This is a genomic window from Variovorax sp. WS11 (assembly GCF_010499245.1).
GTDB lineage: Bacteria > Pseudomonadota > Gammaproteobacteria > Burkholderiales > Burkholderiaceae_C > Variovorax.
The window spans coordinates 62,585-75,762 of sequence record NZ_JAAGOW010000002.1; the positions used below are offsets into that span (position 1 = coordinate 62,585).

The window sequence follows — 13,178 nt, forward strand, 5'->3', positions numbered from 1 at the left end:
AATCGGAGAAACGGTTTGAAAAGACGCCTCTTCATCGCCTCTACCGCCCTGGTCGGCCTGGGTGCACGCGCCCAGGTGGCCGATCTCAACGACGCCATCAACAAGGCCGGGCGCCAGCGCATGCTGTCGCAGCGCGCGAGCAAGGCCTACCTGGCGCTTGTGCAAAACGTGGAGACGCGCAACGCCCAGCAGGTGCTGGAGCGCTCCATCGCCCTGTTCGACCGCCAATTGGTGGAGCTCAAGACCTTCGCGCCCACCCCCGCCATCCGCGGCACCTACGACGCGCTGGATACTGCCTGGAGCGACTTCAAGAAAGAACTGAGTGGCCCCGCGCCGAGCAGGAACGGGGCGGCAAGGATCGTCAAGCTGGACGCCGCCGTGCTCGGTCTGGCGCACCAGGGCACGACGCAGTACGAAGCGGCCTCGGGCAAGTCGGTGGGCAAGCTGGTCAACATCGCCGGCCGCCAGCGCATGCTGTCGCAGCGCATGGCGAAGTTCTACCTGGCCAATGCCCTGCAGATCGACCCGAGCGGCGGCGCGGCCGAGATCGGCAAGGCGCGCACGGAGTTCGTGGCTGCGCTGGAAACCTTGCGCACTGCGCCCGAGGCCACCGCGCAGATCAAGGAAGAGCTGGCGCTCGCCGACGCGCAGTGGGTGTTTTTCAACCACGGCCTTCAGCGCATGGAGGGCGATGGCGCATCGCCCAAGCTCATGTCCGACGTGTTCGTCACCAGCGAGAACCTGCTGACGATCATGGATCGCATCACCGGCCTGTACTCCAACCTCAAAACCTAGAGAGATCCCCATGAGCGAATGGAAAGCCATCTGCCGCGTCGACGACATCCCCGTGCTCGGCGCACGACGCGTGGCCCGGCCGGCGGGCATGGACGTGGCGGTGTTCCGCAACGCCGAGAACCAGGTCTTCGCCCTGCTCGACCGCTGCCCGCACAAGGGCGGGCCGCTGTCGCAGGGCATCGTGTTCGGCACCAGCGTGGCCTGCCCGCTGCACAACTGGGCGATCGGCCTGGACGACGGCTGCGCGAAGTCGCCCGACGAGGGCTGCACGCCGCGCTTCGCGTGCAAGGTCGAAGGCGAGCAGGTCATGCTGGACGCACGCGAGCTGACAACGCTGGCGCTCGACCTCTCTCCGCCTCGCGCGGGCCCCGGCGCTGCGACGGCCGGCAAGCTCGGCGACGAGAGCTTCGATGTGCAGGCACCCCACGGCATGTAGGCGCGGCAAGGCGTACGACCCATGAACGAAACCCGCTCCACCTGCCCCTACTGCGGCGTGGGCTGCGGCGTGATCATCGAGTCCGATGGCGCGCAGATCACCGGCGTGCGCGGCGACCCCGACCACCCGGCGAACTTCGGCCGCCTGTGCACCAAGGGGTCGACCCTGCACCTGACGGCTAGCGCGGCGGTCACGCGGCAGACGCGCCTGTTGCAGCCTATGCGGCGCGCCGAGCGCGGCGCAACGCCGCAAGCCATCGGCTGGGATGCAGCCCTCGACACCGCCGCCGACAAGTTCGCCCAGGTCATCCGCGAGCACGGCCCCGACGCCGTCGGCTTCTACGTCTCCGGCCAGCTGCTGACCGAGGACTACTACGTCTTCAACAAGCTCGCCAAGGGCCTGATCGGCACCAACAACATCGATACCAACTCGCGCCTGTGCATGAGCAGCGCGGTGGCCGGCTACAAGAAGACGCTGGGCGCCGACGCGCCGCCGGCCTGCTACGACGACTTCCAGCACGCGCAGTGCCTCTTCATCACCGGCAGCAACACGGCGTGGGCGCATCCGATCCTGTTCCGCCGCATCGAAGATGCGAAGGCGGCCAACCCGGCGATGAAGATCGTCGTGGCCGATCCGCGCCGCACCGACACCTGCGAGATCGCCGACCTGCATCTCGCGCTGCAGCCCGGCACCGACGTGATGCTGTTCCACGGCATGCTGCACCTGATGCTGTGGGAAGGCTGGACCGATGCCGCCTACATCGCGGCCCACACCACCGGCTTCGACGAGCTCAAGCGCACCGTGCGCGACTGCACGCCCGAGCGCGTGGCGCAGGTCTGCGGCATCTCCAAGGACGACCTGCTGGAGGCCGCGCGCCTCTTCGCCACCTCGCCGGCCACGCTGAGCCTCTATTGCCAGGGCCTGAACCAGTCGAGCTCGGGCACTGCGAAGAACGCGGCACTGATCAACCTGCACCTGGCGACCGGGCAGATCGGCAAGCCGGGCGCCGGCCCCTTCTCGCTGACCGGCCAGCCCAACGCGATGGGTGGCCGTGAAGTGGGTGGCCTGGCCAACCTGCTGTCGGCGCACCGCGATCTCGCCAACCCCGCGCACCGCGCCGAGGTGGCTGCCCTGTGGGGCGTTCCCGCAGTGCCCGAGAAGCCAGGCAAGACCGCGGTCGAGATGTTCCAGGCCGCGGCCGACGGCGAGATCCGCGCGCTGTGGATCGCTTGCACCAATCCGGCGCAATCCATGCCGGACCAGGCCACCGTGCGGCGCGCGCTCGAGCGCTGCGAGTTCGTGGTGGTGCAGGAAGCGTTCTCGACCACTGCCACCTGCGACTACGCCGACCTGCTGCTGCCGGCCACCACCTGGGGCGAGAAGGACGGCACCGTCACCAACAGCGAACGCCGCGTCTCGCGCGTACGCAACGCCGTGGCGCGCCCCGGCGAGACGCGTGACGACTGGCTGATCGCCGCCGACTTTGCGCGCCGGCTCGAAGCGCGCCTCGGGCGCACGGACACGCTCTTTCCCTATCCCGACGCCGAATCGGTGTGGAACGAGCACCGCGAATCCACCCGCGGCCGCGACCTCGACATCACGGGCATGAGCTACGCCATGCTGGAGGCCGCGCCGCAGCAATGGCCGCTGCGCGAGGGCGAATCCGCCGGCCGCGCGCGCCTCTACGAAGACGGCGTCTTCCCCACGCCCGACGGCCGCGCCCGCTTCGTCGACGTGGCCTACAAGCCGGTGGCCGAGCCGCGCGATGCTCGCCATCCCTTCTCGCTCACCACCGGGCGCCTGCGCGACCAGTGGCACGGCATGAGCCGCACCGGCACGTTGGGCCGGCTGTTCGGCCACGCGGCAGAGCCTTCGGTGCAGATGCATCCGCAGGACATGGCACGCCGCCAGCTGCGCGAAGGCGAGCTGGTGCACGTCACGTCGCGGCGCGGCTCCATCGTGCTGCCGGTGGCCGGCAGCACCGACGTGGGCCTGAGCCAGGCCTTCATCGCCATGCATTGGGGCGGCGAATACCTGAGCGGCCGCTCCAGCACCGGCGAGCGGCTGGCGGGCGTCAACGCGCTCACGACGCCGGCCTTCTGCCCCGATTCGAAGCAGCCCGAGCTCAAGCACGCGGCCGTCAAGATCCTCAAGGCCGAACTGCCCTGGACCCTGCTGGCCGTGGGCTGGCTGCCTGGCGATGCCGCCCTGCGCGTTCACGAGGCCTTGCGCGCGCTGATGCCCTCCTTCGTGTTCGCGAGCTGCGTGCCCTTCGGCGCCGGCGGCGCCCTGGAAGGCGGCGCAGCGGAACGCACCGGCGTGCTGTTCCGCGGCGCCGCCTACGAGGCGCCTCCGGACGAGGTGCTGGCCCGCATCGAGGAGCTGCTGTCGCTGCACGGCGCCGACAGCCTGCGCTACGCCGACAGGAAGCACGGCCAGCGGCGGGCGGCGCGGCTGGTGCGCGACGGCCAGGACGCGCACCTCGAAGCCTTCCTGCTGGCCGGCGACACCCGCGCCGAGGCCTGGATCAAGGCGCTGCTGCAGGACCGCCTGCCCGCCCAGGCTTACGGTCGCCAGCTGCTGAAGCCGGGCTCGACCGCCCCGGCCGGCGTTTCGGCGCGCGGCAAGGTCGTGTGCAGCTGCTTCGGCGTCACGCAGACCGCGATTGCCGAGCGGCTGGCGGACACGCCAGGCACGGACGGCGAGCGCCTTGCCGCGCTGCAGGGTGCGCTGAAGTGCGGCACCAACTGCGGCTCCTGCCTGCCCGAGCTCAAGCGCATGGTGCGTGCGAGCCCCGCCCTGGCGACCGCGCCATGAAGCCCGCGATGCACGGCGCATCCCTCGCCCCTGCTGCACGCCGGGGCATAAGCGACCGCGCCGTGCGGCATAAGCCTTGCGGGACAATCCGGGCACCCATGGGAATCAGCCACTACATCAAGGAAATCGGCCGCGGCGCGCGCGGCGCGAAGCCGCTGGACCGCGCGCAGGCCTGCGACCTGTTCGGCCAGGTGCTCGACGGCACCGTCACCGACCTCGAGACCGGCGCCTTCTGCCTGGCCATGCGCATCAAGGGCGAGACGCCCGAGGAGATGGCGGGCTTTCTCGATGCCACGCACGCGCGCTTGGCGCGCTTCCCGGCCACCGGCCGGCCGCTGGCGGTGCTGCCCAGCTACAACGGCGCGCGCCGGCTGCCGGTGCTGACGCCGCTGCTCGCGCTGCTGCTGGCGCGCGAGGGGCTGCCGGTGCTGGTGCACGGCGCGGCCACCGAGTCGACGCGGGTGCTGTCGTCCAACGTGCTCGCGGCGCTCGATGTGCAGCCGCTCGAGCACATCCGGCCCATCGCCGACGGCGAGGTGGTGTTCGCGCCGACCGCGCTGCTCAGCCCCGGCCTCAAGCGCCTGCTCGACGTGCGCCGCGTGGTGGGCCTGCGCAATCCCGGGCACAGCGTGGTGAAGCTGATGCAGCCCTGCGAAGGCGATTGCGTGGTGGTCGGCAGCTACACGCATCCGGCCTATGCGGAATCGATGGCCGCCACCTTCGAATTGATGGGCACGACCGCCCTGCTCTCGCGCGGCCTGGAAGGCGAGAGCGTGGCCGATCCGCGCCGCACCGGCCAGGTCGACGGCTTCGTCAAGGGGCGACGCATCGCGCTGCAGGCGCAGCAGCCCGGCACGCTGTCCGAGGTGCCGGGCCTGCCGGCCGACATCGATGTCCACACAACCGCCGACTACACGCGCCGCGTGCTGGCCGGCCAGGCGCCGGTACCGGACGCCATCGCGCAGCAGGTCCGCCACGTCCTGCAACTGAGCCACGACATGGAGCAAGCATGAGCCTTCTTTCCCTTCACGGCAGCTGCACGCTGGTCGGCGCCGGCCCGGGCGACCCCGAGCTGCTGACCATCAAGGCCGTCAAGGCAATCCAGGCGGCCACCGTGCTGCTGGTGGACGACCTGGTGAGCGAGGAGATCCTCGCGGCCTACGCGCAGCCCGGCGCCCGCATCATCCACGTGGGCAAGCGCGGCGGCTGCAAGAGCACCCCGCAAGCGTTCATCGAGCGGCTGATGATCACCGCAGTGCGCGAGGGCGAGACGGTGGTGCGCCTCAAGGGCGGCGACCCCTTCATCTTCGGCCGCGGCGGCGAGGAGGTGGAGCACCTGCGCGAGGAAGGCATCGAGGTGAAGGTGCTCAACGGCATCACGGCCGGCCTGGCTGCGGTCACCGCGCTGGGCGTGCCGCTCACGCACCGCGACCATGCGCAGGGCGTCGTCTTCGTGACGGGCCATGCCAAGACCGGGCATGCGGCCGCCGAGCATCCCACCGACTGGCGCCAGCTGGCGGCCACGGCGCGCGATGCACGGTTGACGCTCGTGATCTACATGGGCGTCTCGGGCGTGGCCCATATCCAGGAACAGCTGCTGCACGGTCTGCCCGGCGAAACGCCCGTGGCCGTGATCCAGCACGCCAGCCTGCCGCAGCAGCGCCATGTCGCGACCACGCTGGCGCACCTGCCGCGTGACGTGGTGGCCGCTGGGCTGGGCAGCCCGGCCGTGATCGTGGTGGGCGATGTGCTGCGCGGCCTGGCGACGGCAGGCCTGCCGGCCACGCGCTTCGGCACCTGAATCGGCCATTCGGCCGGCCCGATTGCAGGGCCCGCCGACCTAGAATCTTCGACCTGAAGAACAACGGGCGGAGATGGGCATGCTGGAACTCGAGAAACTCAACGAATTCGTCGAGAGCCACGGCGAGCTGCAACGCGGCCGGGGCCTGGTCACCGGGACGATCGCGTTCTCGCTGGCCGTCCTGTGCTTCCTGGGCGTGCTGGTCTTCCACTTCCCGCAGTACCTGAGCACGCCCGAGCTGCGCCGCAGCTACAACGTCGACGTGATGCGCCTCGTGCTGCTCACGGCCATGGTCATCGCCGGCGGAATGGCGCTGGTCAACATCATCTTCAACCGCTCGCGCTGGCTCTCGGCCTTCGCCTTCCTGCTGGTGGCGGCCGCGGCGCTGCTGGGCGGGCACAAGGTGCCGGTCAACGACTTCGCCGACAACACGCCCTACATCGGGCTGGACTGGTTCATCCTCGACCTGCTGGGCTCCTCGCTGATCTTCATCTTCATCGAGAAGCTGTTCGCGCACCGCAAGGAACAGCCGGTGTTCCGCGCCGAATGGCAGACCGACTTCCACCACTTCGTGGTCAACCACATGATCGTGGGCTTCGTGCTGCTGGCCACCAACTTGCTGGTGCACAAGCTCTTCGGCTGGGCCGCCAACGACGGCGTGCGCGGCTGGATCGCGGGGCTGCCCTTCTGGGCCGGGCTGCTGCTGATCATCCTGGTGGCCGACCTGGTGCAGTACTGGACGCACCGCGCCTACCACGAGGTGCCGCTGCTGTGGCGCCTGCACGCGGTGCACCACAGCGTGAAGAGCATGGACTGGCTGGCCGGCTCGCGCCAGCACATCCTCGAGCTGCTGATTACGCGCACGCTGGTGCTGGCGCCGATCTACGTGCTGGGCTTCAGCAAGGAAGTGATCGACGCGTACATCGTGGTGGTGGGCTTCCAGGCCGTCTTCAACCATGCCAACGTGAGCGTGCGCCTGGGGCCGCTGCGCTACGTGATCGTCACGCCCAACTTCCACCACTGGCACCACAGCCAGGACGACGAGGCGATCGACAAGAACTACGCCGCGCACTACGCCTTCCTCGACTATCTCTTCGGCACCGCGGTGAAGAGCACCCGGCTCTGGCCCGAGCGCTACGGCGTGGTGGGCGACTACGTGCCCAACGGCTTCTTCAAGCAGCTGAAGTTCCCGTTCTTGTGGAAGGGCTGATGGGGGCCGCGAGCGCATTCGACGCCATCGTCGTCGGCGCCGGCGCGGCCGGCCTGTTCTGCGCCGGGCTGGCCGGCCAGCGCGGCCTGAAGGTGCTGCTGATCGACCATGCCGAACGCATCGGCGAAAAGATCCGCATCTCCGGCGGCGGCCGCGCGAACTTCACCAACCGCGACCTCGACGTGCGCGCGCCGCAGCGCCACTTCATCGGCGGCAACCCGCATTTCTGCCGCTCTGCCCTGTCGCGCTACACGCCGCAGCAGTTCATCGACCTGGTCCAGCGCCACGGCATCGCCTACCACGAGAAGCACAAGGGCCAGCTCTTCTGCGACGGCGCCTCGCAGCAGATCATCGACATGCTGCTGGCCGAATGCGCGGCCGGCGGCGTGGCGCACTGGCAGCCCTGCAGCGTCGGCGAGATCGGCTTCACGCCGGGCGAGGGCTACCGGCTCCAGACCAGCCGCGGCGAGGCGCACGCCCCCCGGGTGGTGGTGGCGACCGGTGGGCTGTCCATTCCGCAAATCGGCGCCACCGACTTCGGCTACCGGCTGGCCACCCGTTTCGGCCTGCGCGTCGTCACGCCCCGCCCTGCCCTGGTGCCCCTGACCTTCGGCGGCGAGGCCTGGGCGCCCTACGCCGACCTGGCCGGCCTCGCCCTGCCGGTGCAGATCGCGACCGGCAGCAAGAAGGAGCGGACGGTCTTCCTCGAGGATCTGCTGTTCACCCACCGCGGGCTCTCCGGCCCGGCGGTGCTGCAGATCTCCAGCTACTGGCAGCCCGGTGCGCCGCTCGACATCGACTTCGCGCCGGGCGTGAACATGCAGGCCGCGCTGGCCGAAGCCAAGCAGCGCTCCCGCAAGCGCATCGCCAACGAGCTCGCCGGCCTGGTACCGACCCGGCTGGCCGACGCTTGGGTGGGGCAGGACGCCGCGCTGCAGCGCCCGATCAACGAAGCGGCCGACCGGGCGCTCGCGGCGCTGGCCGAGCGCATCGCCCGTTGGCAGATCACGCCCAGCGGCACCGAGGGCTACAAGAAGGCGGAAGTCACGGCCGGCGGCGTCGACACCCGGGACCTGTCCTCGCAGACCATGGAATCGAAGCAGCCCGGCCTGTATTTCATCGGCGAGGTGGTGGACGTCACCGGCTGGCTGGGCGGCTACAACTTCCAGTGGGCCTGGGCCAGCGCATACGCCTGCGCGCAGGCACTGGAAGCGAATGCCAATCACGCTATAATGCCCGGCTAACTTTGGCCACCCCTCAACGGCCCACCCTTTTCGTGTTGAGGAAACCCGGCCCGGGGCCGATCTTCCCCAGGCCAAATTCAAGCAACCGATTTTTAAATGACCACCATCCGCGTTAAAGAAAACGAACCCTTCGACGTCGCGCTTCGCCGCTTCAAGCGCACCATCGAAAAGCTCGGCCTGCTGACCGACCTGCGCGCCCGCGAGTTCTACGAGAAGCCGACCGCCGAGCGCAAGCGCAAGAAGGCCGCCGCCGTCAAGCGCCACTACAAGCGCGTGCGCAGCATGCAGCTGCCCAAGAAGCTGTACTAAGCTGGCACCCGCCGCGTCGGCCCACACCGACGCCCGTTCTGAGCCGCGCCAGGGACAACCTGCCGCGGCTCTTGTCTTTTCCGCCCTCTCGAAAGCAAAGCCATGAGCCTCAAGGACCAGATCACCGAAGACATGAAGACCGCGATGCGCGCCAAGGACTCGGAGCGCCTGGGCACCATCCGCCTGCTGCTGGCTGCCCTCAAGCAGAAGGAAGTCGACGAGCGCATCGAGCTGGACGACGCGATGGTCGTCGCCATCGTCGACAAGCTGGTGAAGCAGCGCAAGGACTCGGTCGCCGCCTTCACCCAGGGCGGGCGCACCGACCTCGCCGACAAGGAGGCTGCCGAAATCAAGGTGCTGGAGGCCTACCTGCCCCAGCGCATGGGCGCCGATGAGATCGCCGCCGAGGTCAAGGCGATCGTCGCCGAGCTCGGCGCCAAGGGCCCGGGCGATATGGGCAAGGTGATGGGTGCCGTCAAGACCCGGTTGGCCGGCAAGGCCGACATGGGCCTCGTCAGCGCCGCGGTCAAGGCCGCGCTTTCGGGCGGCTGAGCGTGCCGGCGCAACAGGTGCTCAAGGCCTGCGCCTGCCTGGTCGACGACCGGGACCGGCTGCTGGTGTTCCTCCACCCCGGCGACGCCGGCATGCAGTTGCCCAAGGGCACCGTCGAGCCCGGCGAATCGCCCGAGGACGCAGTCCGGCGCGAGTTGCTGGAGGAATCGGGCATCGTCTACGACGGCGAGCTGGTGCCCCTGGGCACGCTGGATCGCGAGTGCGAGGCCGGCATAGAAGGCAACCGGGAAAAGACCTCCCAACTCTGGCACCTGTTCCTGATGCGCGCGCAGGCGCCCCTGCCCGAACACTTCGAGCACACGGCCAGCGGCAGCCCCGAGGAACACGGGCTCGTCTTCCGCTTCAGCTGGCTGGCGCCCGATGCGCCGCTCGACGGCTTCACAGCACCCTACGTCCGCGTCATCGACAAGGTACGCGCCGCACTCGCGCAATAGTTGGCGGCCGACCGGGCACGCCCTATAGTTCGCTCGGCCGCACAGGCCGGAGTACGCGCATGGAGCCCCTCACCGCCAGCGGCCAGGCTCCGTCGCCGCTCCCTTGCAGCCCTTACAACCACGAGGAGATTGAAATGGCGGACACCTACGTTCTCGTTCACGGCGCATGGCACACGGGCGAATTGCTGGAGCCCGTGGCCGAGACCATCCGGGCCCAGGGCCACACCGTGCACTGCCCCACGCTGGCCGGCAACCGGCCGGGCGACTCGCGCGCGACCACCGGCCTGGCCGACGCGGTGCAGTCGCTGGCCGACTTCATCACTGAGCGCAATCTGCGCGATGTGCGCCTGGTCGGCCACAGCTACGGCGGCATGGTGATCTCGGGCGCGATGAGCCTGGTGCCGGAACGTGTGCGCCGGCTGGTGTACTGGAACGCTTTTGTGCCGCTTCGCGGCCAATCCCTGGTCGACCTGGTGCCGCCTCACTACAAGGCCATGTTCGACGGTATCGCGGCGCAGAACGACGGCGCGATCACGCTGCCCTTCCCGATCTGGCGCGACGTCTTCATCAACGACGCCGACCTGGCCACGGCCGAGCGCGCCTATGGGCTGCTCAACCCGCACCCCTACCGGACCTTCACCGATCCTCCAGCCCTGAACGCGGAACTGGCGGAACTCCCGGTGGGCAAGTCCTACCTGAACTGCCAGCAGGACATCGCGCTGCCGCACAGCCTGCCCTGGCATCCGCGCCTGTCGGAGCGCCTGGGCCTGTTCCGGCTGGTCGAGTGCCCCGGCAGCCACGAGCTGTGCTTCACCGATCCCGCGCTGCTGGCGCGCAAGATCATCGAAGCCGGGCGTGACTAGCGATCAGCTGCCAGCGACCTTCATCCGGTTCACCAGCAGCGAGCCGGTGGTCTTGGCGCCGTAGTTGTAGACATCGGCGCCAACTGCGTCGATGCCCATGAGCATGCTCTTCAGGTTGCCGGCGATCGTGATCTCCTGCACCGGAAATGCGATCTTCCCGTTCTCGACCCAGAAGCCGCTGGCGCCGCGCGAATAGTCGCCGGTCACGTAGTTGACGCCCTGCCCCATCAGCTCGATGACGAACAGGCCGGTGCCCAGCTTGGCGAGCATGGCCTCGAGGTCGTCGCCCTTCTTCGTGCGGCGCGAGCTCAGCGTGAGGTTGTGCGAGCCGCCGGCGTTGCCGGTGGTCTTCATGCCCAGCTTGCGCGCCGAATAGGTGCTCAGGAAGTAGCCCTCGAGCCGGCCGCCGTCGACCACCTTGCGCTTGCGGGTGGCCACGCCTTCATCGTCGAAGGCCGAGCTGCCCTTGCCGCGCAGGATGTGCGGGTCTTCCAGCACGTCGATGTGCGAGGGCAGCACCGGCTTGCCCAGCGAGTCGAGCAGGAAAGTGCTCTTGCGGTAGAGCGCACCTCCGCTGGTCGCCTGCACCAGCGCGCCCAACAGTCCCGCGGCCAGCGGCGACTCTAACAGCACCGGGCATTCGGTGGTCTTGATCTTGCGCGACTTCAGGCGGCTCAGCGCCCGCTCGGCGGCATAGCGCCCGACGGCCTTGGGGCTCGCGAGCTCCTCGGCCGAGCGCATCGAGCTGTACCAGGCGTCGCGCTGCATGTCGTCGCCTTTGCCCGCGATGGGCGCCACCGAGACCGAATGGCGCGAGCTCGCATAGCCGCCGCGGAAGCCGCGCGTGTGGGCGCTGAAGAAGTGGCTGTGTTGCGCCGAGACGCCGGCGCCCTCGCTGTTGGTGATGCGCTTGTCGGTCGACAGGGCCGCGGCCTCGCATTCCAGCGCCAGCGCGGCGGCCTGCTCGCTCGTGATGTCCCAGGGGTGGAACAGGTCCAGGTCGGGCTGCTCGGTCGCGATGTCGGCCTCGTCGGGCAGGCCGCTGACCGGGTCCTCGGCCGTGAAGCGCGCGATGTCGTAGGCGGCCTGGACCGTCTGGGCAATGGCCGCCTCGGAAAAGTCGGAGGTGCTGGCATTGCCGCGGCGGTGGCCCACGTAGACCGTGACGCCCAGCGACTTGTCGCGGTTGCGCTCGACGTTCTCGAGCTCGCCCTTGCGCACCGAGACGCTGAGGCCGCAGCCCTCGGACGCCTCCGCGCCGGCATCGGTGGCGCCGAGCTTCCTGGCGTGCGCCAGGGCCGAGTCGACCAGGTTTTCGAAGAAGGAACGGCTGTAGGCGAAGCCGGAGTCGGCGCGCGAGGAAGAGGTGCTCATGTGGCGGCTATGATACTTGCGCCCTCCGTTTTCGACGGAACGGCTTACGGCTTAACGATTGCCTCTATGCCCCGCAAACCCAAGAAAGGCTACTTCGTCCGCGGCACCTTTGTCGCCGAAGGCAGCGAACTCGATCTCGAGCTCAAGCGCGAGCTCAAAGGCAGCGACGCGGCGAGCAAGACCGACCTCAAGCGCGAGAGCGCCGAACTGCAGACGCTGGGCGAAGCCCTGCTGGGCCTGCGCGCCGGCCTGTTCGACAAGCTGGAACTCGGGGACAAGCTGCGCGACGCCATCGACGAAGCCAAGCGCATCACCAACTTCGAGGGCAAGCGCCGCCAGATGCAGTTCATCGGCAAGCTGATGCGCGGTCTCGACGCCGCCACGCTCGATGCCATCCGCGCGGCGCTCGACGAGCAGAACCGCGGCCCCGCGCAGGAAGCCGCCATCCTGCACGACGCCGAGCGCTGGCGCGACCGGCTGATCGCCGACGACGACGGGCTGGGCGGCTGGATCGAAACCCATCCCGGCACCGACGCCCAGCAGCTGCGCGCGCTGGTGCGCCAGGCGCGCAAGGACCTCAAGGAAGGCCCGCCCGGCGAGGCACCGCGCCAGGGCAAAGCCTACCGGGAGCTGTTCCAGCTGCTGCGCGCGCAGCTCGAAGTCCATGGCACCGCGGACCATGCGGCTGAAGCCGCGGCGCAGGCGCGAGAGGAAGACGCGTGAGCAACCCTCCCGACCCTGTTCGCATCGGCATCGTCTCGATCAGCGACCGCGCCTCCAGCGGGGTCTATGAGGACAAGGGCCTGCCCGCACTGCAGGAATGGCTGCAGCGCGCCTTGCGCAATCCCATCGAATTCGAGCCTCGGCTCATCCCCGACGAACAGGCAGCGATCAGCGCCGCGTTGATCGCACTGGTCGACGCCGGCTGCTCGCTCGTGCTGACCACCGGCGGCACCGGCCCGGCCCTGCGCGACGTGACGCCGGAGGCCACGCTGGCCGTCGCCCACAAGGAGATGCCGGGTTTCGGCGAGCAGATGCGGCAGATCAGCCTGCGCTTCGTGCCGACCGCCATCCTGTCGCGGCAGGTGGCGGTGATCCGCGACCAGAGCCTGATCATCAACCTGCCGGGGCAGCCGAAGTCCATCGCGGAGACGCTGGAAGGGCTGAAGAACCCCGACGGCACCCAGGCGGTGCCCGGCATATTTGCGGCAGTGCCCTACTGCATCGACCTGATCGGCGGGCCTTATCTGGAAACGGACGAGGCGGTGTGCAAGGCATTCAGGCCCAAGTCGGCGATCCGGCCTTCGACTCCCTGAGGGAGC

14 protein-coding genes are annotated in these 13,178 nt (G+C 69.2%); 13 read left to right on the plus strand and 1 reads right to left on the minus strand.

Annotation, left to right across the window (positions count from 1 at the left end):
* Positions 1–15 precede the first annotated feature (15 nt).
* The 11 genes from GXN78_RS20815 to GXN78_RS20865 all read left to right on the plus strand — a co-directional run bounded on the left by GXN78_RS20815 (position 16) and on the right by GXN78_RS20865 (position 10,482).
* Entirely contained in the window at positions 16–795 is a 780-nt protein-coding gene (locus GXN78_RS20815; RefSeq protein ID WP_106554191.1) for a type IV pili methyl-accepting chemotaxis transducer N-terminal domain-containing protein, read from the plus strand.
* Between the two features lie 10 nt (positions 796–805).
* Positions 806–1,231 carry a nitrite reductase small subunit NirD gene (gene nirD, locus GXN78_RS20820; RefSeq protein ID WP_106554190.1) on the plus strand — a complete coding sequence of 142 codons (426 nt, stop codon included), beginning with the start codon at positions 806–808 and terminating at the stop codon, positions 1,229–1,231.
* Between the two features lie 21 nt (positions 1,232–1,252).
* A complete protein-coding gene (locus GXN78_RS20825; RefSeq protein ID WP_106554189.1) occupies positions 1,253–4,048 on the plus strand; it encodes a nitrate reductase in 2,796 nt (931 codons plus the stop codon).
* A gap of 98 nt (positions 4,049–4,146) precedes the next feature.
* A complete protein-coding gene (ybiB, locus tag GXN78_RS20830) occupies positions 4,147–5,061 on the plus strand; it encodes a DNA-binding protein YbiB (protein ID WP_106554188.1) in 915 nt (304 codons plus the stop codon).
* The gene (cobA, locus tag GXN78_RS20835) at positions 5,058–5,849 is read left to right on the plus strand and encodes a uroporphyrinogen-III C-methyltransferase (protein WP_106554187.1); all 792 of its coding nucleotides are present in this window, start codon (positions 5,058–5,060) and stop codon (positions 5,847–5,849) included. Before ybiB ends, cobA begins: the two co-directional genes overlap by 4 nt.
* A 79-nt stretch (positions 5,850–5,928) precedes the next feature.
* On the plus strand, positions 5,929–7,059 hold the full coding sequence (locus tag GXN78_RS20840) for a sterol desaturase family protein (RefSeq protein WP_106554388.1): 1,131 nt from the start codon (positions 5,929–5,931) through the stop codon (positions 7,057–7,059).
* A complete protein-coding gene (locus GXN78_RS20845; RefSeq protein ID WP_106554186.1) occupies positions 7,059–8,303 on the plus strand; it encodes an NAD(P)/FAD-dependent oxidoreductase in 1,245 nt (414 codons plus the stop codon). Before GXN78_RS20840 ends, GXN78_RS20845 begins: the two co-directional genes overlap by 1 nt.
* 96 nt (positions 8,304–8,399) lie before the next feature.
* Entirely contained in the window at positions 8,400–8,612 is a 213-nt protein-coding gene (rpsU, locus tag GXN78_RS20850; RefSeq protein WP_007833691.1) for a 30S ribosomal protein S21, read from the plus strand.
* Positions 8,613–8,714: 102 nt separating this feature from the next.
* On the plus strand, positions 8,715–9,164 hold the full coding sequence (locus GXN78_RS20855; protein ID WP_106554185.1) for a GatB/YqeY domain-containing protein: 450 nt from the start codon (positions 8,715–8,717) through the stop codon (positions 9,162–9,164).
* Positions 9,165–9,166: 2 nt separating this feature from the next.
* Positions 9,167–9,619, plus strand: coding sequence for an NUDIX domain-containing protein (locus GXN78_RS20860; RefSeq protein WP_239142836.1), 453 nt, complete (start codon positions 9,167–9,169; stop codon positions 9,617–9,619).
* 134 nt (positions 9,620–9,753) lie between these two features.
* Positions 9,754–10,482, plus strand: coding sequence for an alpha/beta fold hydrolase (locus GXN78_RS20865; protein ID WP_106554183.1), 729 nt, complete (start codon positions 9,754–9,756; stop codon positions 10,480–10,482).
* Positions 10,483–10,485: 3 nt separating this feature from the next.
* Here the strand turns inward: GXN78_RS20865 and pmbA are convergent, their stop codons facing one another.
* Positions 10,486–11,856, minus strand: coding sequence for a metalloprotease PmbA (gene pmbA, locus GXN78_RS20870; protein WP_106554182.1), 1,371 nt, complete (start codon positions 11,854–11,856; stop codon positions 10,486–10,488).
* A gap of 66 nt (positions 11,857–11,922) precedes the next feature.
* Here pmbA and yjgA point away from each other — a divergent pair, with 66 nt between their 5' ends.
* Both yjgA and mog read left to right on the plus strand, forming a co-directional pair.
* Positions 11,923–12,579: a ribosome biogenesis factor YjgA gene (gene yjgA, locus GXN78_RS20875; protein WP_106554181.1), complete on the plus strand. Its 657-nt coding sequence runs from the start codon at positions 11,923–11,925 to the stop codon at positions 12,577–12,579.
* Positions 12,576–13,172, plus strand: a complete 597-nt coding sequence (gene mog / locus GXN78_RS20880) for a molybdopterin adenylyltransferase (protein ID WP_106554180.1) — start codon at positions 12,576–12,578, stop codon at positions 13,170–13,172. Before yjgA ends, mog begins: the two co-directional genes overlap by 4 nt.
* The last annotated feature ends 6 nt before the right edge of the window (positions 13,173–13,178 follow it).